Source organism: Acinetobacter sp. UC24323, assembly GCF_024151445.1.
GTDB classification, from domain to species: domain Bacteria; phylum Pseudomonadota; class Gammaproteobacteria; order Pseudomonadales; family Moraxellaceae; genus Acinetobacter; species Acinetobacter baumannii.
The window spans coordinates 157,166-180,213 of the sequence record NZ_JAHIBY010000007.1; the positions used below are offsets into that span (position 1 = coordinate 157,166).

Genomic DNA, 23,048 nt, shown 5'->3' on the forward strand with positions numbered 1-23,048 from the left:
TAATACGCCGCATTAAATATACTTAACTTTGGTAAGTGAATAATATGCAAGGCTTTATTAAAAGTTTATTTATTAGAATATTTTTGGGGTTAATGCCAGTGACTGCTTATGCGGATCAGAAGTGCTATGGAGATATTATTGTATTTCAGAAATTTGATGATCAAATGATATATCCTTATTTTATACATCCTTCTAGAGAGAAAAATAAGAAGAATGACACACCAAATAAGACAATCGTGATTCAGAAAAGAAAACTTACTCAAGAGGAATTGTTAGCACAAAAGAAAATTGACGATAATCAGTTAAAAAAAATTGAAGAAAAGAAAAATATTGAGAAGAAAAAGCAACTTGATGCAGCGGTCGCGAAAGAAATTTTAGAAAACGGTGAAAAAAAATGGATGGTGCAAGTTGCTTTGGTACCTAATCAAAATAAAGCAAATATGATTCAGTCCCAATTACAGGCTAAAGGGTATAAAGTTGTTACCAGCCCAACTACCAAAGGAATACGGGTCATGGTCGACCCTGCTAATGACTATGCAATTGCACAAATTATTCGAGAAAAAATAATTGCAGATGATAGCTTGGATTTGAGATCGGCTTGGGTATTTAAATGGGCTTCTCTAACAGTACAGTAAAATAAAAAGGAGTCCGAAGACTCCTTTTTTTATTCATGTAAGTTTGTGGTAATTTTCTGCATGATTTGCAGAAGAACATCAAACTCACTTTGCAACGGCGTACTTTTACGAGTAACAAGTGCTAAAGTACGGCTAGGTGCGTCTTCAATTGGTTTTGCAGTAATCTGATCATTAAATTTGATCATACTATTTTCAATTGCGATTTCTGGTAAAAGAGTAAAGCCTAAATCGGAAGAAACCATTTCAACCAATGTTGGTAGAGAACTTGCTTTTAAGCGGTTATCGTTTTTACGCTCACCAATTGGACAGGCGCTTAATACGTGGTCACGTAAACAGTGGCCTTCTTCAAGCAAAATGAGACGTGATAAATCGAGATCATCAAGTGAATTTGCTTGAAGTGCATTTGTATCTTGCTTACTACAAACAAGATATAAATTTTCTTTTGAAATTTCAGCTACTTTTAAACTTCTTGTATCAAAAGGTAGGGCAAGGACAATCATGTCCAAATTACCATGTTCTAGGCGCTCTACAATCTTCTCACTTTGAGCTTCATGTAAATGCAACTGAATCTTCGGTAATTGTTGATGCACTTCATCAAGTAACCGTGTCAGGATAAAAGGTGCAATTGTTGGAATAACACCCAAATGAAGATCACCTGTTAATGGTTCACTCATTTCACGGCTTAAACGCATTAAATCCTGAGCATCTGCTAGCAATACACGGGCTCGAGCAACAACTTGCTCACCTAATGGCGTTAAACGCACATTCTGACGGTCACGCTCAACCAGAACGCCACCTAGTAGCCTTTCCAGCTCCATAATGCCGCCCGATAAAGTCGATTGGGTAACAAAAGAGCGACGTGCTGCTTCAGTAAAATGCAAAGTTTCCGACAACGTAACTAAATATGATAGCTGTCTTAGTGAGGGTAATGCAGCCATAGTGTCCTAGTATGATGATTTAAAATGATGCGCAAATAAACCGCTAAGCTGTGGAATAAAATGGGCAGGGATATCATGCCCCATTCCATCAATTAATTCAAACTTAGCACCGGAAATTGCTTTTGCTACGGCCTTACCGTGACTCGGTGGAAGTAAGCGGTCACGAGAGCCATGCAAGACTAAAGTGGGTTGCTTAATTTCACGGTCCAGTTGCAGTAAGGAACCTGTACATAATATTGCTAAAAACTGTTGAAGTACACCAGCAGGATAGTAGCTACGTTGATAAAGTTTTCTTGCAGTTTGAACGGCTTCAATATGGTTAATATAACCAGGAGAACCAATCAATTGGAATAATTTTAAACTGTGATTCACAATTCCTTCTTCATCACGTGATTCTGGCTTGCCAATCAAGCTTAAAAGTTGCTTAGGGAACGGTGGCGGTAAAAACGGTTGATTATTACTGGTAAACATCAAACCTAATTTTTCTACTTTTTCCGGATATTTTGCAGCGAGAATCTGGGCAATCATGCCACCCATTGAGGCACCAATCACATGTGCTTTGCTTACTCCTAAACGGTCGAGAAGCATAGAAACGTCATCTGCCATATCATAGAGCGTATAAGGCGCCCCCTGGTTTCTTAGCCCTAAAGCAAAACGTCCCATCAATTTCATGGTATTTAAACGTTTACCTTGATGGCGGACTTTTGAAGAAAGGCCAATATCACGGTTATCAAAACGAATAACACGAAAACCTTGATCAATGAGTGATTTGCAGAAAAAGTCCGGCCAAAATAGCATTTGGGCACCTAAACCCATAATCAGCAAAATAGTCGGATGTTCTGGTTTTCCACCTACTTCTACATGTAACTCGATACCATTGCCTAAATTGACTTTGGTTTCCTGCATAAATGGAGTGTACGGTGAAATACTAAATTGTAAGGCGCTATTCATGTTATTCATTCCTTGAAGGAATACTCAAGATCATGAGTATTCCCAATTTAAACCTTATGCTTGGGCAGGAATAAGATCTGGAACAAGCTTAGTTAAAGTTAAACGTTGCTTGCCTGCTGTTGCACCTAACAATACGAAACCACGCAATGTTCCTTCATTGTCAATTGCTTTGGCAAGCATACCATCGTCGAATTCTTCAGTTTCCCAATTCACATCCACATCAACCGGTGCCGGTAAAACTGTAAGCGGTGCAGCCGGAGTTTTTACCGCAACCGGCATAGCAGGGTAATGTACATTTGTTTGTTGACCACTTAATGTTTTTGCTAGAGCACGGGCTTGTTGCATAATTGGCATTACATATGGAAGTAGGGTACCGTTAACTTCCGCACAGTCGCCAATCGCATAAATATCTGCTTGATTGGTTTCAAGTAAACTATTGGTAATCACACCACGGCTGGTTTGAATATTTGCGCTTTGAGCCAGAGAAATATTCGGCTGTAAGCCAATCGCTGAAAGCACAATATCAGCGATCAAAGTCTGACCATTTGCCAATGTGACTGCGTAATCTTCACCGTTATTGATTTTACTTACTTTTTCAACGGTTGTGCCTAAGGCAAATTTAACACCTGCTTCTTCAAGATTTTGCTGGAATGCTGAAGCAATGTGTGAAGGTAATAAACGGCCTAATGGTTGAGGCGCTAAATCAATTACTGTTACATCATATTCGCTATGAAGTAAGTCATTGGCAAATTCACAACCAATTAAACCTGCACCCAAAATCACAACACGTTTATCTTTGCGCTGAGCTAGATTTTCTCGGAAAGAACGATAGTCAATGAGTGAGTTAACCACATGGATCTCATCACTACCATCACCAGCAATAGCAAGGCGAATCGGGTTAGCACCGACAGCTAAAATTAATTTTGAATAGGGTTGCTGAGAAATAACGCCGTCTTTTTCTAGAACAAGTTCATGACGCTCAGCTAAAATTTCTTTCACCCAAGTAAAAGGTTCAATACGCATATTGAGTTGGGCACTCATTTTTGCAGCATCACCTAATGGAATCTGTTCTGGGGCTTTTTTTCCTGCAAAAGCATTGGATAAGGTTGGTTTTGCATAGTTCACCGCATCATCCGCACAAATCATCACAAGTTCTTGCTCTGGGTTAAGCTTACGGAATTCACGTGCTAAGGTATAACCCGCCATGCCTGATCCGATAATGACGATTGGATGCATTTTTTTCTCCAGAATTAGAATTTTTAATTTAAAACGGTGATTGGTGATATATAAAAAAGACCATGTAAATCATGGCCTTTTAATTTAAGACATTAGATTTCGATCATTTCGAAGTCAGCTTTTGAAACGCCGCAATCAGGGCAAGTCCAGTCATCAGGAATATCTTCCCATTTTGTTCCAGCTGCAATGCCGTCTTGTGGCCAACCTTCTGCTTCATCGTAAATCCATCCACAAACGATACATTGATATTTTTTCATGAGACTCTCCGCACTGATAAGTTTGCTCAAAGCTGCCTTTCAGTAAAACTATTCCATCTATTAATAATGTAACTACGATCCGCTCAATAATAACTAATGTCGCTTTGATCGGATATCAAATTTTTACGCAGTTCTACATTTAAAGTAAAGCATATAAGGGAGTTTAATCATTCATAAGCAAAGATGAATGGCATATCGAGACAAATAAATGGTTATTTAGGCAAAACTTCAACATAAACACATAATAAATCATATATTTTTATAAGTTTATTCATGCAAGGAGACGGTGAGTGATATGAAGGGTTACAAAAAGAGCAAAGCATTTATATAAATAAAGTTCTTAAAAAAGTAATCTGGTTAATAAATGGACAAATAAATTAATGTTTATATAAAACAGAAAAGTTTATGGAACACTTAATTAACGGAGAATAAGGAAGTCGAATATGGAAACTCTAATATATGAAGTAGAAATTAATGCCCCTATAGAAAAAGTATGGGACGTACTCTGGAATAGTGAGACCTATAATGCATGGACGAAATTCTTTGCTCCAGATTCTTCAATGCGCACAGATTGGAAAGTCGGTGGTAAAACATATTTTCTAGATGGAGAAGGAAATGGAATGGTTTCGACCATTGAAGAAATGAAAAAGCCTGAAGTACTAATTTTTAAACATTTAGGAATGATTAAAGACGGGAAAGAAGACTTGGAAAGTGAAGAGGTGAAAAGCTGGAGTGGTTCGCTAGAAAAATATTTTTTAAGTCAAAATGGGGATACTACAACGGTAAAAGTAGAATTAGCCACCTTACCTGAGTATATCGGTATGTTAAAAAGTGGCTTCGTTCAAGGCTTTGAAGCTGTAAAACAAATGGCTGAAAAATAAGTTTCTGTAATTCAATTTGTTATCTTTTTACATAATAAGTTTTTTGAAAATTATGTGTCATACGTAAATTCAAGCAAAATATTTTTTATGAATTTTGGTAATGAGATCATTAAGACGAGAAGGATAAGCAAGACGATGATGGCCTCCGTCATAAGTTTCTATTGTCATATATGGTGACAGCTTTTCCTGTACTTGATACATATCAAGTTGCTCGTCTCCTAACTCTAAATAGGCCATTTTAGGGTTAGAATGGTCAAGATCTTCGTCACAAAGGTGGGGGTAATCATTACGAAAATTAGGTGTAAGGCTTGGGTTGGCAACAATAACAGCTAATTTATGTTGAGCAGCAGTTTTCAAAGCCCAATAACCGCCAAGGCTATGACCGACTAACAAATCAGGTTTAATTGTTTCAATCGCTTGATGATAAAAGTCTTTAACTGAAGCATAACTTAGGTTGCGATAATCAACATCAATACAAAATTTTTCAGGATGTAAAATGGCATGAAATTTTGTTGATTCACGAGAAGAATCCAAGCCATGTAAAAATAGAATTTTCATTATTTACTACACAATCTCATAGATAAAATAAAAGGCAAATAGGGCCTTTTCAAATCGAGGTTATTTGGATTTTTTTATATTTTACTCAAACCTAAAAAAAATGAACTTAGCGATTGGTCTAAGTAATTTTTATCATTCAATGCCCACTCAGATTGACGGCTTGGACTTTTTTCGTTTTTGTTTGATTGAAATCGTTCGAAAAACCTCAGCAATCTGTTAAGCTATGCCACTTCATTTTTACTTAACCGAGGCAGAGATGACGCAACAAAACGCTCAATCGACTTCTGAACCAACTATTTCCGAAAACGATTTAATTGCACAGCGTCATGCCAAATTAAAGCAAATCCAAGATGTTGCAAAGGAAACTGGAAAGAGTCCTTGGCCAAATACATTCAAACGTGAACATTACGCTGCTGATTTACAAGAACAATTTAAAGATCAGTCTAAAGAACAAATCGAAAGCGCTGAACATGTTTATGTAAAAGTTGCTGGCCGTGTCATGTTAAACCGTGGTTCTTTCATGGTGATTCAAGACATGACTGGTCGTATCCAATTATATGTTGACCGTAAAGGTTTACCAAAAGATACGCTTGAAACTATTAAAGGTTTAGACCTTGGCGATATTATTGCTGCTGAAGGTTATATCGGTCGTTCTGGCAAAGGTGACTTATATGTACACCTTGAAGGTTTTGAACTTCTTACAAAATCGCTTCGTCCATTGCCGGATAAATTTCATGGTTTGAACGACACAGAAGTTAAATATCGTAAGCGTTATCTTGACTTAATTGTGAATGAAGAAACGCGTAAGACTTTTGAAATTCGTGCCAAAGTCGTTGCAGGTATTCGCGCATTTTTAACCAATGAACGTTTCATGGAAGTTGAAACGCCAATGATGCATGTGATTCCGGGTGGCGCGTCTGCACGTCCGTTTGAAACGCATCATAATGCTTTAGATATGCCATTATTCTTGCGTATCGCACCGGAGCTTTATTTAAAGCGTTTAGTTGTTGGTGGTTTTGAGCGTGTGTTCGAAATTAACCGTAACTTCCGTAATGAAGGGGTATCAACACGTCATAACCCTGAATTTACCATGATCGAGTTTTATCAGGCATATGCTGATTATAAAGACTTGATGGCTTTGACTGAAAACATGCTTGAAAAGCTAGCAATTGATATTTTAGGTACGACTGATGTGCCTTACCAAGGCGAAGTGTTTAGCTTTAAAGGGCCATTCAAGAAAATCTCTATGTTTGATGCGATTTTGGAGAATAATCCGCAGTTCACGCCTGAAAATGTAGGCGATCGTGAATTCCTTGCAAAATTTGTTCGTGAGGAATTAAAAGAAGAAGTTAAACCTGGTTTTGGTTTAGGTAAGCTTCAAACAATCGTATTTGAAGAAACGGTTGAGACTAAACTTCGTCAGCCTACTTTTATTACTGAGTACCCAGCAGAGACTTCTCCACTTGCTCGCCGTAATGATGATAATCCGCACATTACTGATCGTTTTGAGTTCTTTATTGGTGGCCGTGAATTGGCAAACGGCTTTAGTGAGTTAAATGATCCGATTGATCAAGCTGAACGTTTCCAAGCGCAAGTTGCTGAAAAAGATGCTGGTGATGATGAAGCAATGCATTACGATGCAGAGTTTGTTGAAGCACTTGAATATGGTTTACCTCCAACAGCGGGTGAAGGTATTGGTATTGACCGTTTGGTTATGCTTTTTGCAGATGCACCAAGTATTCGTGATGTGATTTTGTTCCCGCATATGCGTCGTAAAGAAGGTTAATTTAATCTTCAATACAGAAAAAGGCAGTTTATACTGCCTTTTTTATTAACTATTTATATATAAAAAATACTTAAGTTATAGAAAACTTAAAACACCGTTAAAAAATGTAATTGCACAGTTTAACAATTGCAAATTTGCGATAAAAAAATTAATGTGTTGCTCATAAATAACTTTGAGAATTGTGCTGACATGTTTTTAAGAAAAACACTTTCGATTGCATTATTAGCAACTGCTTCATCGGCTGTTTTTGCACAAGGTTTAGTGCTTAATAATGATGATTTACGTACCGACTTAAACTGGTTGAATCAACAAGGTGTTATTAACATCAGCACTTCTACTTGGCCATTAAGTGGTGATGAAATTCAAAGAGCTCTCTCTCAAGCTAAAGTGACTCATCCAGCACAGCAAAAAGTTATTAATTCAGTTCTCAATGCATTAAAGGCAGATAACGATACAGTTAAAGTGGGTGCTTTTGCTGAAACTGATATCAAAAATATTCCTCAAGCATTTGGTGATAACCAAAAATCGCAGTACCAAGGTTCATTAGAGTTTAATGCTGGTGGTGAAAATTGGGATGCAAAAATCCGTGTAAACGCAGAAAAAGACCCTCAAATTGATAGTGGGCATGACGTTAACGTTGAGGGTTCATATGTCGCTGGTAAACTCTGGAACCAGTGGCTTGTTGCAGGTCAAATTCCAACATGGTGGGGACCTGGACATGATGGTAGCTTAATCCGTGGCGATGCAAGTCGTCCTGTGTATGGCGTGACGGCACAAAGAGCTGTACAAAATGCTTTTGAGACAAAATGGTTATCTTGGATTGGACCTTGGCAATATCAAGCTTTTGCAGGCCAATTAGATGATTATAAAGCGGTTCCTCATGCGAAATTATTAGGCTTACGTTTAACTGCAAGACCTTTACCCTATTTAGAACTAGGTGCTTCTCGTACTTTAGAATGGGGTGGTGAAGGACGTTCTGAAAGTTGGGATTCTTTGTGGAATGCAATTAAAGGGAATGACAATGTGTATGATTCTGATGAAGATCGTTCTAACCAAATTGCAGGTTTTGATGCTCGTTTAAATCTACAATCTCTTATAAATGCTCCTGTTGGTATTTATGGTCAATATGTTGGTGAAGATGAAGCTGGACTACTTCCTTCTAAAAAAATGTATTTAGCAGGAGTCGACTATTCTTCTAGCTATAATAATATGCCATATCAACTTTATGCAGAATGGGCTGATACCCGCACTAATAATGATGTGAAGGGTATTTCCTATAATCATTATGTTTATAAAGATGGTTATTACCAACATGGCTTCCCATTAGGACATGCGATGGGTGGCGATGGACAAATGTATTCTGTGGGTGGTGATATCCGCTTTGACGTGATGAACCGTTTAAGCGGTCGTGCTATGGTGGTTAAAGTTAACCAATCTAACTTGGCAATTAATAAAGCATTCCCTAAAGATGATGAAATTAAAGCGCTTGATCTAACTTGGACACATTACATCAAACCTGATCTTCCATTAAAAATTAATGGTTGGGTAAGTGATTCTGACTTAGAAGGTAATGATGCGGGTGCATCAATTGGAGTGGAAATTCCTCTAGAGCGTAAAATGTTTGGTTTCTAATTTTTAGTTAACCTTATAATAAGAAAGAGAGGCTACAGAGGTTTCTCTTTTTTTATGGTTTTTAAAGAAATCTAAAGACTAGAACATGATTTGCTTAAGTCGACTACACAAGCTAGGATTACAAAGTTGTATAAGTGAATCAGCATATTACATGTATATGATGAATTTGAATATCAATATGAAAAAACAAGCAAAAGGAATCGGTTTTAAATCACTATAATGCATAACTAATGCTATAAGCCATATAAAGGCTTGTGGTTGGACTATTTATCACGAAAAATTGGAGTTGTTATGGCACTCGTTCCTCCACATGGTCTTCTAAGTGGTGGTGTAATACCGCTTCTAGATTTTATGGGCAAAATGGATAGAGAAGGGCGTGTTCATGACTGAATCAAGACTTACACATCTCAAGCAACTTGAAGCTGAGAGTATTCATATTATCCGTGAAGTAGCCGCAGAATTTGAAAATCCAGTCATGCTTTACTCAATTGGTAAAGACTCGGCTGTGATGCTTCATCTTGCATTGAAGGCATTTTATCCTGCAAAACTTCCTTTCCCTTTATTACATGTAGATACAGGCTGGAAGTTTAAAGACATGATCGCGTTTCGCGATAACATGGCAAAAACACATGGTTTTGATTTAATTGTTCATCAGAATAAAGAAGGCCGTGAAGCAGGAATCAACCCATTTGATCATGGCAGTTCGAAATATACGGATATTATGAAAACCCAAGCTTTAAAACAGGCTTTGGATAAATATCAGTTCGATGCTGCTTTTGGTGGGGCGCGCCGTGACGAAGAAAAATCACGTGCGAAAGAGCGTGTGTATTCATTCCGTGATAGTAAACATCGTTGGGATCCTAAAAACCAACGTCCTGAACTTTGGAATCTTTACAACGGTAAAGTGAACAAAGGCGAAAGTATTCGTGTATTCCCGTTATCAAACTGGACAGAGTTGGATATCTGGCAATATATCTATTTAGAAAATATTCAAATTGTTCCTCTTTATTTCTCTGCTGTTCGTCCTGTGGTTGAGCGTAGTGGTACGCTAATCATGGTTGATGATGAACGTATGCGCTTAAAAGAGGGTGAAGTTCCACAAATGAAGTCTGTACGTTTCCGTACGCTTGGCTGTTATCCATTAACAGGTGCAGTTGAGTCTGAAGCTGATACATTGCCAGAAATTATTCAGGAAATGCTGTTGGCAACAAGTTCTGAGCGTCAAGGTCGTATGATTGACCATGATGAAGCAGGCTCAATGGAAAAGAAAAAGCAAGAAGGCTATTTCTAAGACAGTTTCTAAATTTGTGGAGTTTGAGCAATGTCCCATCAATCAGACTTAATCAGCCAAGACATTCTGGCGTATTTAAAACAACATGAACAAAAAGACCTTTTGCGCTTTTTGACTTGCGGTAACGTAGATGATGGTAAAAGTACCTTAATTGGTCGTTTACTTTACGATTCAAAATTGATTTATGAAGATCAATTGCAAGCTGTAACACGTGACAGTAAGAAAGTGGGCACAACAGGTGATGCACCAGACTTGGCACTACTTGTAGATGGTTTGCAGGCTGAGCGTGAGCAGGGTATTACCATTGATGTTGCTTATCGCTATTTTTCGACTGAAAAGCGTAAATTTATTATTGCTGATACACCGGGCCATGAACAATATACTCGTAACATGGCAACAGGTGCATCGACTGCTGATCTTGCAATCATCCTGATCGATGCGCGCTATGGTGTACAAACTCAAACTCGTCGTCATACGTTTATTGCGAGTTTGCTTGGAATTAAAAATATTGTTGTTGCCATTAATAAAATGGACTTGGTTGAATATTCATCTGAACGTTTTAATGAAATTCAGGTTGAATATGATGCGTTCGTGAGCCAATTGGGTGATCGCCGTCCAGCCAATATTTTATTTGTTCCAATTTCTGCTTTAAATGGCGATAACGTTGTAAATCCATCAGCTCATACTCCTTGGTACAAGGGGCAAACCTTAATGAGTATTCTTGAGTCTGTGGAAATCAACCGCGAGTCAAGTAAACATGAATTCCGTTTCCCTGTTCAATATGTAAACCGTCCAAATCTCGACTTCCGTGGCTTTGCGGGTACAGTTGCATTAGGCGAAATTAAAGTTGGTGACGAGATTGTGGCGTTACCTTCTGGTAAGCGTTCTACAGTTAAGGAAATTGTTACTTTTGACGGTAACTTTGAGCAGGCAGTTGCTGGTCAAGCAGTCACCTTAACGTTAAATGATGAAATTGATATTAGTCGCGGTAATGTCTTAGTACGTGCAGGCGAGCAACCATTAATTTCAAGAAGTGTTCGTGCTTCCGTGGTATGGATGAATGAACACCCACTTGTAAAAGGTAAGTTGTACAATATCAAGATTGGTACACAAACTGTTCCAGCAAAAGTGACTAATATTAATTATCGTGTAAATGTGAATACACTCGAACACACTCAGGTAGAAGAGCTTGAGTTAAATGCGATTGCAGATGTTGTGGTTGAGTTTGATGCTCCAGTCGTGTTTGACCGTTATCAAGATTCACGTTACACGGGTTCATTTATTTTTATTGACCGTTTAAGTAACGTAACTGTTGGCGCGGGCATGGTAGAAGCCGCGGTAGAGTGGACGGCTCATAGTAATCCTGTTACTGCTGAAGATCGTGCTGCTCGTTTAGGTCAAAAACCTGCTGTTATTGGTGTTTCTGCACAATTAATTGAAAAATCTCAAGCTTTAGAAAGTTTGCTGATTCAGCAAGGTGTAGTTGCGATCGCGAAAACAAGCTTAACAGCTGAGCAATTGGTTCTATTGCGTGAGACGGGTGTTGTCATTATCACAACTTCTGTGGATGGTACAGATACCGAGATAACTGCTGAAACGGTAGAAGAAGCAGTAGAGAAAATTGTGGAATTAGTTCGTCTTTAATAGATTGAAAATAAGTTCTAAAAACCCGCGTAAGCGGGTTTTTTATTGAATTTAGAAAATATTTTGAGCTTTTAAAGTTAAATATTCCCTTACATCTTTGGGATAGCTCTGAATCATCTTTAAAAATATATCTCGATCACCTTGATATAAGGCGCGTGTTGCTTCCTCATAATTTGGCATATTGCCTAACATAGCAGACATAAAGCGGTCGATAGCTTGTTTGGCTAGCATAATATTGCCTTCAGAATTTGGGTTATTTAACTCTTTATCAATTAACTTGCGAATCACTGCTGATGCACTCGCGCTTTGCTGATCTAACCAATCCCAATGTTTTTTCTGTAAAGTGATTTCACGTGAAATTACTCCAAGTTTAGGTCGTCCAACTTTTTTAATTTCTTCCGGTTCAGCATAACGTTGTTGAAGTTCTTGTTCTGAACCAGAAAGATCAAGATCAATTTGTTGACCTGTTTGATCATTAAAAATCAGAATATTTTCTGTTGTTTTAGGAAGAGCTTTTAGTTTCTTTGCAAGTTCAACAAGGGAGTCACTCGCAATAAGCGTGCTTCCAGTGAAAGCAGTATAGGTGATTTTAGTATTCATTTTAGCCGCATATTTTTATCAGGGTAAAATAATATTATCAGGGTAAAATTAATTTGGCAAATGGTAAAATCATAACCAAAGAATTAACGGATTTTATGAGTGTAGTCTCTGAGATTAGGACTATAAAAATAGTCAAGATAATATGCTATTAAAAATTTTACTCTGCTTTAGTATCGCTTTTATGAGAGAATACGCCTTTAGTTGTATGTATAGAGACTCCTATGTTTGAGCAATCTCCTGAATCTTTAAGCGATATCGAAATTTTAGACATTTTACAGTCGATGAAAAAAGATAAGCTAGATACGGAAGCCAATGAGATCATCCGTAACGGGGGAAAAGCAGGACGTCAGGAAGCACATAAGCAGGCTTTGGTGGCACTAAATACAAATTTTGAAGAGAAGTTTGTAGAGGCAGTTACTCTTGCACTAGGTTTAAATGCAGCTCAAGCTAAAAAAATTCGCTATAAAAAAGATCGAATTCGTATTTTAAAAGCGCGTGGTATTGATTATCTTGCTGTTGATGGCGCAGAGACAGCGCAAGTTTTGGCACAAATTTCACAAGCAATTGTTCGAGAAGATGCAATAGTTACTCATGATTTGCATAATATTTTCCCATTTTGGAAAGAAGGCTTTCCAATGGTGCAATTTGATAATGCTTATAAAATTTTACAAGAAGATATTAGCTTGCACTTTCATGCGTTCTTAGATGCCATGATTGAGTATGTAAATAAATAAAAAATAAAAGCCCCGATAGGGGCTTTTATTTTTATAGTAGAGCAGAATTACATCGTACTAAAAAGTGGGAAAACACCAATCACTAAAGCTGTACCCATCAATACCATACAAGTGATAAATGCCCACTTAAAAGTGAACTTTTGATGGTCTGCAAAGTCGACTTTAGCAAGACCACATAACAAGTAGGTTGATGGAACGAGAGGTGATAACAAATGCACTGGCTGACCTACAATTGATGCACGAGCAATCGCTTCTGGGCTAATACCATAATGTGAAGCTGCTTCAGCAAGAATTGGCAATACACCATAGAAGAATGCATCATTTGACATAAAGAACGTCAATGGCATACTCACCAGAGCAGTAATTGGCGCTAGATATGGCCCCATACTTGTAGGGATCATTGCAACAAATTCTTTAGACATGGCTTCAACCATGCCTGTACCAGATAAAATACCTGTAAAAATACCTGCCGCAAAAATTAAACCTACAACAGCCAAGATACTGTCTGCGTGCATAGCGATACGCTTTTTCTGCATATCAACATCAGGGTAGTTGATGAGCATTGCAATACAGAACGCCAGCATGAATAACACTGACATCGGTAAAATGCCTTTGATCAATGCAATCATAAGAAGAATGGTGAGTACCATATTTACTTTACGTAAATGTGGACGAGTTGCTTCTGGGTCTTTTGAAACTGTAATGTTATCACCATGGTGACTTTCAAGCTCAATCACGCCTAAACGTTTTTGCTCATAGCGACCATATAAATATGCCAAGAAGAATAACCAGCCAATACTAATCACCATTGGAAGAATCATTGGTACAAAGATATGACTTGGGTCAACTTGGAGTGCACTTGCTGCACGCGCAGTAGGGCCACCCCATGGGGTCAGGTTCATTACACCACTACATAACAACATAAGTGCTGTCATGATCAGTGTATTCATACCGAGGCGTTGATAAAGAGGGAGCATGGCTGCCACGCAAATCATGTAAGTGGTTGAGCCATCGCCATCAAGAGAGACTAATGTAGTTAAAAAAACAGTCCCTAATGTAATTTTTAGGGGATCACCTTTAACTTTTTTCAAAATCCATTTAACCGGAGGATCGAAAAGACCTGCATCGATCATTAAGGCAAAATATAAAATTGCAAATAATAGCATTACGCCAGTAGGCGCAAGTTTTTTGATGCCATCTAGCATCATTTCACTGAGACCTTTAAGCTCGATATGGCTCAAGCTTTCAAAGTAGTGACCAAGGCCCCAGGCAATAAGAGAAAAAATAAATGGGATGAGAATTAAAGCAATAATAGGGCTTAAACGTTTGGACATGATTAAATACATGAAGCATAAAATCATGCCAACACCAAGTAATGTCAGCATACAATCAATCCTTTGCCTTTAGTTTTACTGAACAAGTTTATTCAAAAACTCTGACCTCGATTATTCTTATGAATTTTTATTAAAAAGACAAATAATATATTTAGTTTATTTGGTTAATATATATTCACTTGGAAAGGTATATTTTGAAGAAATACTGAACATATATAATAATGGTATAGTCTATTTATAATGTATAGTGCTTATTATATATACTTATAAAACCTTTATCATGTTTGAAATTATCATGTATTTTTAAAAATTATATTCTGTTTGAATACTGAAATGAGAAGTATACCCATTTACAAAGCTTCTACTCCCTAAGTTACATAACGAAAGTGAATCTGTAAATCTTTTATGTGCAAAATTTTATTTTAATTCAATTTAATTTTTTTATTTTAATGAATGAGTTAATTTATATATTTGAAATTGTGATTAGGATAATTAATTTAACTTTTAATATAAAATTATTTAAAAATAATAATTATCTTAAAAGGAATAAATTATTTATCGAAAAAATATCCTGCATTTGCAGGATATTTTGCACCAAAATAAATCAATTTTCATCAGGTGGAGATGGTAAATCATTTTTTTCTAATACACGTGTTACTAATAGCTGATCAATTTTAAAATGGTCTACGTCAACAACTTCAAATTTATAACCACCAAATTCAACAAAGTCGGCTGGACGAGGAATTTTGCGTAAACGGTACATCATGAAACCAGCTAATGTTTCATAATTCTCTTCATCAGGTAGTTCATCCATTTCAAGCGCGTGCTTAAGATCTTCAATAGGTGTACTACCATCAATCAGCCAAGAATTATTATCACGTTTAATAATTTGCTGTTCTTCTTCCATAGGGGTAACCCAATCCCCCATAACAGTAATCATGATATCGCTTAGCGTAATTACCCCAACGACAAGCGCATACTCATTAATTACAACAGCAAACTTTTCTTTTGTTGAGCGGAAGCGATCGAGTAATTCTGATAGTGTTAAAGTATCAGGTATCATTAGAACCGTACGAATAGTTGATTCATTGAGCTGGGTTAAAGATTGGTTGTTTAAAATACGTACAAGAATATCCTTAGCATCTACATAGCCAATCACTTGATCAATATTTTCATTACAAACCAGAAATTTGGAATAAGGATATTCTGCCAGTTTTTGGCGAATGCTATCTTCATGCTCGTTAAGCGTAAAATAAACAACATTTTCACGTGTTGTCATACTTGATGGGACTGTACGTTCTTCAAGCTCAAATACGTTTTCAATAAAGTGATGTTCTTGTTTTTGTAGTACACCTGCTTGAGCACCTGCATCCATCACTGCTGAAATATCATCAAAAGTAATATTGTCTTCGCGTGTGGTATTTACTTTAAACAAGCGGAATAGCAAATTGGCAATTGCATTAATTCCCCATGCTAGAGGCTTACAGATTTTGATAAAAATCTGAATAGGGTTAATTACACTAATTGCAATTTTTTCAGGTGCGATCATTGCCAAGCGCTTTGGCATTAAATCGGCGAATAAAATAAACAAAGAAGTTACCAATGTGAAAGATAGGGCGAATCCAATAGTTTGCGTCCAAGGTCCTTCATAGAAACGGTCAACTAAGTTCACAAAAAAAGGACGAAACGCAGCTTCACCCAATATACCGCCTAAGATTGCAACAGCATTTAAGCCGATTTGGGACGCTGCAAAAAAGTCTGCAGATTGTTCTTGTAAATCAAGTACTTTTTGAGCACGTTCTTCGCCAGCTTCGGCTAAAATCTTTAACTTTACTTTTCTGGCACCAGCTAGAGCAATTTCAGTTAAAGATAAAAAGCCTGCTGCGATGATGAGCAGTACGATGATAATGATATTTTGAAAGAGACTCACAAATCACCCGAGGATCATCATTATTATGACTATGTTTTAACACAAAAAAGCGCTGAGGTAATCAGATTGATTGCTCAGCGCTTAAAGATAATGTTTGAAAGAGACAATTAAATTAAAACTTATTTAATAGTGGGAAAATTGTGAATTATTGGTTAGGAATTCACGATTTTCCTCTTCGATCATTTGGCGAGCAACAAATAGAATGAGTTGGCGTAACCAGCGATGAGCTGGGTGATGGTGCAATAATGGACACCAAGCCATTTTAAGTTCAAACTCAGGAATGTAAAACGGTGGATCTTTAATAACTAATTTTGGATTTTGTGCTTGTAAACGCGCCATCCGAGTTGGAAGAGTAGCGATCAAGTCAACATTTTGAGCAAGTAATGCCGGCATCTGATAGTGACGCGTAAATACAGAAATTTTGCGGCGTTGACCAATACGTTCTAATGCTTGATCAATCCAGCCCAAGCCACCTTGTTTATCTGGGTTTACCCCAAAGCCAACACCCATACCCGTTTTAGATACCCAAATATGTTGAGCATCTAAATAGCTTTTTAGATTTAAATGAGTCACAGCAGGGTGTTTGTCATTTAAAATACAGCTAAAGCTATCACGCCAAACCAAAACTTGGTGGAAGCTTTGCGGGATTTCATTGAAGCGGTTAATGGCTAGATCAACTTTACCCTGTTCCATGTCTCTATATGACACATCACTTGGAGTAAGAAAATCGAGTACAACGTTTGGTGCTTCTGAGCGGAGGGCTTTAACAAGACGAGGGACTAAGGTGGCTTCTGCATAGTCAGAAGTCATAATACGGAAAACGCGATTACTGGTATAAGGGCGGAATTCGGTACGCGGTTCCAAAATCATTGAAAGGTCAGAAAGAGCATCACGAATACGCGGTTGTAATTCAAGTGCACGTTCTGTCGGTGTCATCCCTTCAGATGAGCGGATCAGGAGAGGGTCATTAAATAAATTACGCAAGCGGCGTAAAATATTACTCATGGCAGGCTGAGTAACACCAAGCTGTTCGGCTGCGCGAGTAACGTTTTTTTCACGAAGAAGAACATCAAGATATATTAATAGATTAAGATCTACCCGCTCCAGATTCATAAAAAAAATACCGAAAATAAAACCCTAAAATTGTTTCAAATTATGCCATATTTAAAGAACATTGTGTGAAAAAATGATGAGAAAAGCGACATTTTTTGTTGAAATTAAGTATGGGCAAAAAGTATCTCAAATGCTGGATTCTATTATCGTTGATCTATTTTTATTTTTATAATTATTGAACAAAAATATTTTCTTAATATTTAGTACTGTTCTAGCATACTGATTGACATTTTGCATTGGCAAAATTCGCCTAATTTACAATTGACTTTTTATATTAAAAATGAATGGAAAATTTTCAAAAACTGTATAAAAATAAAGCTTGGAGTGTTTTTTAATCAAAATTCTATACTCCTTTAGGATTATTTTGTTTTTATAAACAAAGTGTTATGTTTTTTAGTTTTACTTATAATATCGATTTATTGGTATATTTTTTAAATAAATACTGAAGATTAACGAAGGATATTGGATTAATTGATTGGCTAAGTCTAAGCTGTGTACATGAAGAAGCAGCTGGTGTCATAGGGAATTTTCATAACATGACTCTAGGCTTCGATCGATGAAATCCTAAAATGAATACAGGACAATATCATGACTACATATCAAACAGCGATTGATGCAGTACGTGAATTAAAAGCAAAATTCGGCAACACTTGGGCAGACATTAGCCCAGAAGATGCTGCTCGTATGCAACTTCAAAACCGTTTCAAAACAGGTTTAGATATTGCTAAGTATACAGCTGCGATTATGCGTCGTGATATGGCTGAATACGATGCTGATTCAAGCAAATATACTCAATCATTAGGTTGCTGGCATGGTTTCATCGCTCAACAAAAAATGATTGCTAACAAAAAGTATTTCGGTACGACAAGCAAACGTTATATCTACCTTTCTGGTTGGATGGTTGCTGCTCTTCGTTCAGAATTTGGTCCACTTCCTGACCAATCTATGCACGAGAAAACTTCAGTACCTGCTTTGATCGAAGAAATCTACACTTTCTTACGTCAAGCTGATGCAAAAGAATTAAATGACTTGTTCCGTGCTTTAAATAAAGCAAAAGAAGCTGGTGACTCTGCGAAAGTAGCTGAAATCACAGCTCAAATCGACAACTTCGAAACTCATGTTGTGCCAATTATTGCAGACATCGATGCTGGTTTCGGTAACGAAGAAGCAACTTACTTACTTGCTAAGAAAATGATTGAAGCTGGTGCTTGTGCGCTTCAAATCGAAAACCAAGTATCTGATGCAAAACAATGTGGTCACCAAGCTGGTAAAGTAACTGTTCCACATGAAGACTTCATCGCTAAGATCCATGCACTTCGTTATGCATTCTTAGAAATGGGTGTTGAAGACGGTGTTATCGTTGCTCGTACTGACTCTGAAGGCGCTGACTTAACTCAGAAGATCCCTGTAGTTAAAGAGCCAGGTGATATCGCATCTAAATATATTAGCTACTTAGATACTCAAGAAATTGATATCTCAGAAGCTCAAGAAGATGAGATCTTAATTAAACGTGATGGTAAATTACATCGTCCAACTCGTTTAGCTTCTGGTCTATACCAATTCCGTGAAGGCACTCAGATTGACCGTGTTGTACTTGACTGTATCACTAGCCTTCAAAACGGTGCTGACTTACTTTGGATCGAAACTCCGACTCCAAACGTACAAGAAATTGCACACATGGTTAACCGTGTAAAAGAAGTAGTTCCGAATGCGAAGCTTGTTTATAACAACAGCCCATCATTCAACTGGACTTTAAACTTCCGTCAACAAGCGTACGATCGTTGGGTTGCAGAAGGTAAAGATGTATCTGCTTACGACCGTGCTAAATTAATGAGCGCTGAGTACGACAATACTGAATTAGCTGCTGAAGCTGATGAAAAAATCCGTACTTTCCAAGCAGATGCTGCGCGTGAAGCTGGTGTGTTCCATCACTTGATCACACTTCCTACATACCACACTGCTGCTCTTTCTACTCATGAATTAGCACAAGGTTACTTCGGTGACCAAGGTATGTTAGCTTATGTTGCTGGCGTACAACGTAAAGAAATCCGTGGCGGTATCGCATGTGTGAAACACCAAGCAATGGCTGGTTCTGACATCGGTGATGACCACAAAGAAATCTTCGCTGGTGAAAATGCACTTAAAGCTGGTGACGATGCTAAAAACACAATGAACCAATTCTCAGCTCACTAAGAATTGACTTCATAAAAAACCCGCTCATTTGAGCGGGTTTTTTATTTATATTAAAAAATAGATTAATCTTCTTTTTTCAAAACATAATGTTCAGCTAAAGAACCTTCAACTTTTTTACCTTCCATATCTAAAGCGGTCGCGGTATTTTCACCAATAAAGAATTTACGGCTTTGAGCTTTATCATCTAAGGTAATAACAGAAGTATTGTCTTTATCGAAAGTAAACTTACCATGGGTTTCAAATGGGTTTGCATCACCTTTACCAAGATAGGTTTCTGTTAGCTCATAAGTTTTATCATCTTTTAATTCTAATTCAGTTTTGATGCCTTCACAGTCTGCACAAGGAAGCGTACCTTTATATTTACCATCCCAGTCTAAAGAATTCTCGGCTGTATGTGCTGTATCTACCGCTTCATTATTATTTGTTTGAGCAGTTTGTACAGGAGTAGATGCATCAGAGGTTGTTTCTGTTTTATTTTCATGTTTATTACATGCGACAAGAAGAGTACTCATAAGTGCAATTGCTAATAATGATTTTTTCATAATGAATAAAACCTCAAAAAATAAATATAAAGTACTGACAGGCTAGGAAAAAAGCATCGAAAATAAAAGCTCTAGTATGTAGCTTAATTTTAACAAAAGGTAAAGTGAGTAAAAATTGCACAGATTGGGGCTATATTTTTTTATATTTTAGTTGAGAATTAAAAGTATCCACTAAAGTGATTTAATGAATACTTTTAAAAATTTATGGTTGGGCAGAAACCCCACCTAAAGAATCGCACGCTGCTTTATAAAGTTGATATTGCTGTTCTACGACTTCATCTAAGGGCATTGCAAATAATTCTTCACCATTTTTATAGCTTTCTACATAAGAGGTCGCTTTTTCCTTACTCACCGCTAAAGATTGCTGGTAATAAGAGTTGATTGAACTTGTAGAAATTTCACTTGTTTCAATATTTTTACATTGAAAGTTATTTAAAAGTTTTTCTGCACGTTTGACCTCACTTGATTGGCCAAAAATACACCCAGTTAAAAATACAAACGGTACTAACACGAAAAAGATTTTCATGGGAAAAATTTATAAGAGCGAGGATGGGCGCTATTGTATAAATAATTCCATGCTTTACTGTGGTTTTATGTTAGACATTGATGTTTTTTTGACTCATTAAAATAAAAAAATTGTTTCTAAGTTTGTAATAAGCACTTTTTGCTTTTGGTGCATATTTTGCTTATCAAAAAAGCCATTATCAAAAATGAGCCAAAATGAATCGAATTCAACAAACTTTTCAGACTTCTTCAGCACCATTTTGGTATGCCCAGTTAGAACTGGGGTTTTGTTATGAAAACTCGCGCACCATAATGAGTCACAGAAAGCATTATGGCCCCGTTCGGGTGCAAAAAATGCTCTGGCCCGAAAAAACAGGGGTTTGTCATGCCATTATTGTTCATCCACCGGCTGGAATTGCAGGCGGTGATCATCTTACTTTTCAAATTGAAACAGAAGGGCAGGCGCATGCTGTAATTACCACACCGGGAGCGGGTAAGTGGTATAGAACAAATGGAAAACAGGCTTTCCAGCATATTTATTTGAATGTAAAAGATGATTCTATTTTAGAGTGGATGCCGCAAGAAACAATGCTTTTTGATGGTGCTTTAGCCCACTCTGAAACAGATATCCATCTTGAACAAACAGCAAGTTTTATTGGATGGGATATGCTGGTCTTGGGGCGGCAGGCTCGGGCTGAGAATTTTGTTCAGGGAAGCTATCACAACCAGTTTAAATTATGGCGCAAAAACAAGTTATTAGTTGCCGATACTTTATATTTTGAGGGAGGCGATCGCTGGTTAAGCTCGTGTTTAGGAATGAATAATCAGGCGGTGATGGCCAGTTTTTGGGCCGTGCCCCCTGAAAAATTCCGTTCTTCATTTTATTTAGAGCAACATATTGAACTCATCCGTGAACTTATTATGCGTATGGATGTTCCCGTGACGTTGACCTTATTAGAAGATGTACTGTGTGCGCGTTTTTTAGGAAATGATGTACGACGATGTCATGATGCTTTCGCAGCTATACGGGCTAAATTAAGACGTTATTGGTTTGATTTAGATGAAGAATTTCCAAGAATTTGGAAAACTTAAGTTACGTTAAATTGCGTATTTTAAAAACGATTAAAACCGGTATGCTGCTTTTGAGCACGCATTTTGCTTAAAGAAAATTAGATGCTATTTAGGAAAGAGATATGGAACTCAATCCAACAGAAAAAGATAAGTTACTCATTTTTACTGCAGGCTTAGTGGCTGAGCGTCGTAAAGCACGAGGCTTAAAGTTGAACTATCCGGAAGCTGTTGCATTTATTTCCGCAGCCTTACTTGAAGGTGCACGGGAGGGTATGACGGTGAGTGAACTTATGCACTTTGGAACGACTTTATTAAAGCGTGAAGATGTCATGGATGGGGTACCGGAAATGATTGCTGAGGTGCAGGTTGAAGCAACTTTTCCTGATGGTTCGAAATTAGTCACTGTTCATCAGCCCATTGTATAAAAAGGAATACTTATGATTCCCGGTGAAGTTATTACTCCAGAAACTGACATTGAATTAAATGTTGGACGAGAAACTTTGAAAGTTGTGGTGGCTAATCTTGGCGATAGGCCTATTCAGGTCGGTTCGCATTTTCATTTTTATGAAGCAAACGATGCCTTACAGTTTGATCGTGAGGCAGTCAAAGGTTTTCGGTTAAATATTGCAGCAGGCACAGCAATACGTTTTGAACCAGGACAAAGTCGAGAAGTAGAGCTTGTTGCTTTAGCTGGTAAGCGAGAAGTATATGGTTTTGCTGGTCGGGTAATGGGACGTTTGGATGAAAATGTTGATTAGAAAAGCAACGAAAGATGACACAGATACTATCGTTGCCATAATTGCTCCATATGTAGATCAAGTGATTGCAAATGACGAAGGGCGCTCACGCTTTAAACCAGAAGTCATACAAACAATTTTTGATCGAGAAGATATTCATTATTTTGTTGGAGAGATTGATCAACAGATCGTGGGTATAGTCGCTTATATGCAACCCTCACATTTAATGCATTTTTTTATTAAAAAAACACATTTGAAACTAGGTCTAGGGCGACAGCTTTGGGATTTCATAGAAGAAAAAATTAAAAATGAAAATATAGACATTGAAAAAATTACGGTGAATTCAAGTTTTTATGCTCAAGATATCTATGAAAAATTTGGTTTTATTGTAAGTGGTGATGCTGCTGAAAAATGGGGAATCCGGTTTATCCCGATGACAAAATATTATGCTTTGCCATCAGAAAAATAAGGAACTAATCAT

24 protein-coding genes are annotated in these 23,048 nt (G+C 37.3%); 13 read left to right on the forward strand and 11 right to left on the reverse strand.

What is annotated here, in order from left to right; genetic code table 11:
* Nucleotides 1-44: 44 nt before the first annotated feature.
* Nucleotides 45-635: an SPOR domain-containing protein gene (locus KNQ97_RS11210; protein WP_065725403.1), complete on the forward strand. Its 591-nt coding sequence runs from the start codon at nucleotides 45-47 to the stop codon at nucleotides 633-635.
* A 29-nt stretch (nucleotides 636-664) separates the two neighbouring features.
* Here the strand turns inward: KNQ97_RS11210 and oxyR are convergent, their stop codons facing one another.
* The 4 genes from oxyR to rubA all read right to left on the reverse strand — a co-directional run bounded on the left by oxyR (nucleotide 665) and on the right by rubA (nucleotide 4,017).
* Nucleotides 665-1,573, reverse strand: coding sequence for a LysR family transcriptional regulator OxyR (gene oxyR / locus KNQ97_RS11215; protein ID WP_000729506.1), 909 nt, complete (start codon nucleotides 1,571-1,573; stop codon nucleotides 665-667).
* A 6-nt stretch (nucleotides 1,574-1,579) separates the two neighbouring features.
* Nucleotides 1,580-2,524, reverse strand: a complete 945-nt coding sequence (estB, locus tag KNQ97_RS11220) for an esterase EstB (protein ID WP_001083350.1) — start codon at nucleotides 2,522-2,524, stop codon at nucleotides 1,580-1,582.
* A gap of 54 nt (nucleotides 2,525-2,578) precedes the next feature.
* A complete protein-coding gene (gene rubB / locus KNQ97_RS11225; RefSeq protein WP_253612231.1) occupies nucleotides 2,579-3,760 on the reverse strand; it encodes a rubredoxin reductase RubB in 1,182 nt (393 codons plus the stop codon).
* A 92-nt stretch (nucleotides 3,761-3,852) separates the two neighbouring features.
* On the reverse strand, nucleotides 3,853-4,017 hold the full coding sequence (rubA, locus tag KNQ97_RS11230) for a rubredoxin RubA (RefSeq protein WP_000760495.1): 165 nt from the start codon (nucleotides 4,015-4,017) through the stop codon (nucleotides 3,853-3,855).
* A gap of 443 nt (nucleotides 4,018-4,460) precedes the next feature.
* On the opposite strand from rubA, the gene KNQ97_RS11235 reads away from it, so the two are divergent.
* Nucleotides 4,461-4,898 carry an SRPBCC domain-containing protein gene (locus KNQ97_RS11235; protein ID WP_000449052.1) on the forward strand — a complete coding sequence of 146 codons (438 nt, stop codon included), beginning with the start codon at nucleotides 4,461-4,463 and terminating at the stop codon, nucleotides 4,896-4,898.
* A 69-nt stretch (nucleotides 4,899-4,967) separates the two neighbouring features.
* Here the strand turns inward: KNQ97_RS11235 and KNQ97_RS11240 are convergent, their stop codons facing one another.
* Complete coding sequence (locus KNQ97_RS11240) at nucleotides 4,968-5,456, reverse strand: YqiA/YcfP family alpha/beta fold hydrolase (protein WP_000697203.1); 489 nt, start codon at nucleotides 5,454-5,456, stop codon at nucleotides 4,968-4,970.
* Nucleotides 5,457-5,712: 256 nt separating this feature from the next.
* On the opposite strand from KNQ97_RS11240, the gene lysS reads away from it, so the two are divergent.
* The 5 genes from lysS (at nucleotide 5,713) to cysN (ending at nucleotide 11,809) form a co-directional block, all read left to right on the forward strand.
* On the forward strand, nucleotides 5,713-7,242 hold the full coding sequence (lysS, locus tag KNQ97_RS11245; RefSeq protein WP_002017216.1) for a lysine--tRNA ligase: 1,530 nt from the start codon (nucleotides 5,713-5,715) through the stop codon (nucleotides 7,240-7,242).
* Between the two features lie 189 nt (nucleotides 7,243-7,431).
* A complete protein-coding gene (locus KNQ97_RS11250; RefSeq protein WP_102760492.1) occupies nucleotides 7,432-8,874 on the forward strand; it encodes a capsule assembly Wzi family protein in 1,443 nt (480 codons plus the stop codon).
* A 258-nt stretch (nucleotides 8,875-9,132) separates the two neighbouring features.
* A complete protein-coding gene (locus KNQ97_RS11255; protein WP_002011285.1) occupies nucleotides 9,133-9,264 on the forward strand; it encodes a hypothetical protein in 132 nt (43 codons plus the stop codon).
* Entirely contained in the window at nucleotides 9,257-10,165 is a 909-nt protein-coding gene (cysD, locus tag KNQ97_RS11260) for a sulfate adenylyltransferase subunit CysD (RefSeq protein ID WP_000140408.1), read from the forward strand. The genes KNQ97_RS11255 and cysD overlap by 8 nt, the downstream gene beginning before the upstream one ends.
* 30 nt (nucleotides 10,166-10,195) lie before the next feature.
* Nucleotides 10,196-11,809 carry a sulfate adenylyltransferase subunit CysN gene (cysN, locus tag KNQ97_RS11265; RefSeq protein WP_038405502.1) on the forward strand — a complete coding sequence of 538 codons (1,614 nt, stop codon included), beginning with the start codon at nucleotides 10,196-10,198 and terminating at the stop codon, nucleotides 11,807-11,809.
* A gap of 51 nt (nucleotides 11,810-11,860) precedes the next feature.
* Here cysN and KNQ97_RS11270 read toward each other — a convergent pair whose 3' ends face one another.
* Nucleotides 11,861-12,409, reverse strand: coding sequence for a DUF2239 family protein (locus tag KNQ97_RS11270; RefSeq protein ID WP_001092988.1), 549 nt, complete (start codon nucleotides 12,407-12,409; stop codon nucleotides 11,861-11,863).
* Nucleotides 12,410-12,630: 221 nt separating this feature from the next.
* Here KNQ97_RS11270 and KNQ97_RS11275 point away from each other — a divergent pair, with 221 nt between their 5' ends.
* Entirely contained in the window at nucleotides 12,631-13,143 is a 513-nt protein-coding gene (locus KNQ97_RS11275) for a hypothetical protein (RefSeq protein ID WP_000462918.1), read from the forward strand.
* 47 nt (nucleotides 13,144-13,190) lie between these two features.
* Here KNQ97_RS11275 and KNQ97_RS11280 read toward each other — a convergent pair whose 3' ends face one another.
* The 3 genes from KNQ97_RS11280 to KNQ97_RS11290 all read right to left on the reverse strand — a co-directional run bounded on the left by KNQ97_RS11280 (nucleotide 13,191) and on the right by KNQ97_RS11290 (nucleotide 17,520).
* Nucleotides 13,191-14,528, reverse strand: a complete 1,338-nt coding sequence (locus tag KNQ97_RS11280; RefSeq protein WP_000956799.1) for a CitMHS family transporter — start codon at nucleotides 14,526-14,528, stop codon at nucleotides 13,191-13,193.
* 553 nt (nucleotides 14,529-15,081) lie between these two features.
* Nucleotides 15,082-16,407, reverse strand: coding sequence for a hemolysin family protein (locus tag KNQ97_RS11285; RefSeq protein ID WP_000051871.1), 1,326 nt, complete (start codon nucleotides 16,405-16,407; stop codon nucleotides 15,082-15,084).
* A 123-nt stretch (nucleotides 16,408-16,530) separates the two neighbouring features.
* Entirely contained in the window at nucleotides 16,531-17,520 is a 990-nt protein-coding gene (locus KNQ97_RS11290) for a LysR family transcriptional regulator (protein WP_001047619.1), read from the reverse strand.
* A gap of 588 nt (nucleotides 17,521-18,108) precedes the next feature.
* Between KNQ97_RS11290 and KNQ97_RS11295 the strand changes: the two genes are divergently transcribed.
* On the forward strand, nucleotides 18,109-19,713 hold the full coding sequence (locus tag KNQ97_RS11295; protein ID WP_000214787.1) for an isocitrate lyase: 1,605 nt from the start codon (nucleotides 18,109-18,111) through the stop codon (nucleotides 19,711-19,713).
* Between the two features lie 62 nt (nucleotides 19,714-19,775).
* On the opposite strand, the gene KNQ97_RS11300 is transcribed toward KNQ97_RS11295, so the two are convergent.
* Together KNQ97_RS11300 and KNQ97_RS11305 are read right to left on the reverse strand one after the other, a co-directional pair.
* On the reverse strand, nucleotides 19,776-20,255 hold the full coding sequence (locus tag KNQ97_RS11300; protein ID WP_002132529.1) for a copper resistance protein NlpE: 480 nt from the start codon (nucleotides 20,253-20,255) through the stop codon (nucleotides 19,776-19,778).
* A gap of 202 nt (nucleotides 20,256-20,457) precedes the next feature.
* Nucleotides 20,458-20,781 (reverse strand): hypothetical protein, encoded by a 324-nt coding sequence (locus KNQ97_RS11305; RefSeq protein WP_000688341.1) that lies wholly within the window; start codon nucleotides 20,779-20,781, stop codon nucleotides 20,458-20,460.
* Between the two features lie 194 nt (nucleotides 20,782-20,975).
* On the opposite strand from KNQ97_RS11305, the gene KNQ97_RS11310 reads away from it, so the two are divergent.
* The 4 genes from KNQ97_RS11310 to KNQ97_RS11325 all read left to right on the forward strand — a co-directional run bounded on the left by KNQ97_RS11310 (nucleotide 20,976) and on the right by KNQ97_RS11325 (nucleotide 23,036).
* On the forward strand, nucleotides 20,976-21,851 hold the full coding sequence (locus KNQ97_RS11310; RefSeq protein ID WP_001079965.1) for an urease accessory protein UreD: 876 nt from the start codon (nucleotides 20,976-20,978) through the stop codon (nucleotides 21,849-21,851).
* A 101-nt stretch (nucleotides 21,852-21,952) separates the two neighbouring features.
* Complete coding sequence (gene ureA / locus KNQ97_RS11315; RefSeq protein WP_065717920.1) at nucleotides 21,953-22,255, forward strand: urease subunit gamma; 303 nt, start codon at nucleotides 21,953-21,955, stop codon at nucleotides 22,253-22,255.
* 12 nt (nucleotides 22,256-22,267) lie between these two features.
* Nucleotides 22,268-22,588, forward strand: coding sequence for an urease subunit beta (locus KNQ97_RS11320; protein WP_000612143.1), 321 nt, complete (start codon nucleotides 22,268-22,270; stop codon nucleotides 22,586-22,588).
* Nucleotides 22,578-23,036: a GNAT family N-acetyltransferase gene (locus tag KNQ97_RS11325; RefSeq protein ID WP_002156405.1), complete on the forward strand. Its 459-nt coding sequence runs from the start codon at nucleotides 22,578-22,580 to the stop codon at nucleotides 23,034-23,036. Before KNQ97_RS11320 ends, KNQ97_RS11325 begins: the two co-directional genes overlap by 11 nt.
* Nucleotides 23,037-23,048 lie beyond the last annotated feature (12 nt).

What these genes read in the sequence shown, in the direction of transcription:
- KNQ97_RS11240 (WP_000697203.1), bottom strand. Translation starts at nt 5,456, where the DNA reads ATGAAAATTCTATTTTTACATGGCTTGGATTCTTCTCGTGAATCAACA.
- KNQ97_RS11270 (WP_001092988.1), bottom strand. Translation starts at nt 12,409, where the DNA reads ATGAATACTAAAATCACCTATACTGCTTTCACTGGAAGCACGCTTATT.
- KNQ97_RS11320 (WP_000612143.1), top strand. Translation starts at nt 22,268, where the DNA reads ATGATTCCCGGTGAAGTTATTACTCCAGAAACTGACATTGAATTAAAT.
- cysD (WP_000140408.1), top strand. Translation starts at nt 9,257, where the DNA reads ATGACTGAATCAAGACTTACACATCTCAAGCAACTTGAAGCTGAGAGT.
- lysS (WP_002017216.1), top strand. Translation starts at nt 5,713, where the DNA reads ATGACGCAACAAAACGCTCAATCGACTTCTGAACCAACTATTTCCGAA.
- KNQ97_RS11210 (WP_065725403.1), top strand. Translation starts at nt 45, where the DNA reads ATGCAAGGCTTTATTAAAAGTTTATTTATTAGAATATTTTTGGGGTTA.
- rubB (WP_253612231.1), bottom strand. Translation starts at nt 3,760, where the DNA reads ATGCATCCAATCGTCATTATCGGATCAGGCATGGCGGGTTATACCTTA.
- KNQ97_RS11275 (WP_000462918.1), top strand. Translation starts at nt 12,631, where the DNA reads ATGTTTGAGCAATCTCCTGAATCTTTAAGCGATATCGAAATTTTAGAC.
- KNQ97_RS11325 (WP_002156405.1), top strand. Translation starts at nt 22,578, where the DNA reads ATGTTGATTAGAAAAGCAACGAAAGATGACACAGATACTATCGTTGCC.
- ureA (WP_065717920.1), top strand. Translation starts at nt 21,953, where the DNA reads ATGGAACTCAATCCAACAGAAAAAGATAAGTTACTCATTTTTACTGCA.
- KNQ97_RS11305 (WP_000688341.1), bottom strand. Translation starts at nt 20,781, where the DNA reads ATGAAAATCTTTTTCGTGTTAGTACCGTTTGTATTTTTAACTGGGTGT.
- KNQ97_RS11235 (WP_000449052.1), top strand. Translation starts at nt 4,461, where the DNA reads ATGGAAACTCTAATATATGAAGTAGAAATTAATGCCCCTATAGAAAAA.
- estB (WP_001083350.1), bottom strand. Translation starts at nt 2,524, where the DNA reads ATGAATAGCGCCTTACAATTTAGTATTTCACCGTACACTCCATTTATG.
- oxyR (WP_000729506.1), bottom strand. Translation starts at nt 1,573, where the DNA reads ATGGCTGCATTACCCTCACTAAGACAGCTATCATATTTAGTTACGTTG.
- KNQ97_RS11295 (WP_000214787.1), top strand. Translation starts at nt 18,109, where the DNA reads ATGACTACATATCAAACAGCGATTGATGCAGTACGTGAATTAAAAGCA.
- rubA (WP_000760495.1), bottom strand. Translation starts at nt 4,017, where the DNA reads ATGAAAAAATATCAATGTATCGTTTGTGGATGGATTTACGATGAAGCA.
- KNQ97_RS11250 (WP_102760492.1), top strand. Translation starts at nt 7,432, where the DNA reads ATGTTTTTAAGAAAAACACTTTCGATTGCATTATTAGCAACTGCTTCA.
- cysN (WP_038405502.1), top strand. Translation starts at nt 10,196, where the DNA reads ATGTCCCATCAATCAGACTTAATCAGCCAAGACATTCTGGCGTATTTA.
- KNQ97_RS11310 (WP_001079965.1), top strand. Translation starts at nt 20,976, where the DNA reads ATGAATCGAATTCAACAAACTTTTCAGACTTCTTCAGCACCATTTTGG.
- KNQ97_RS11290 (WP_001047619.1), bottom strand. Translation starts at nt 17,520, where the DNA reads ATGAATCTGGAGCGGGTAGATCTTAATCTATTAATATATCTTGATGTT.
- KNQ97_RS11280 (WP_000956799.1), bottom strand. Translation starts at nt 14,528, where the DNA reads ATGCTGACATTACTTGGTGTTGGCATGATTTTATGCTTCATGTATTTA.
- KNQ97_RS11300 (WP_002132529.1), bottom strand. Translation starts at nt 20,255, where the DNA reads ATGAAAAAATCATTATTAGCAATTGCACTTATGAGTACTCTTCTTGTC.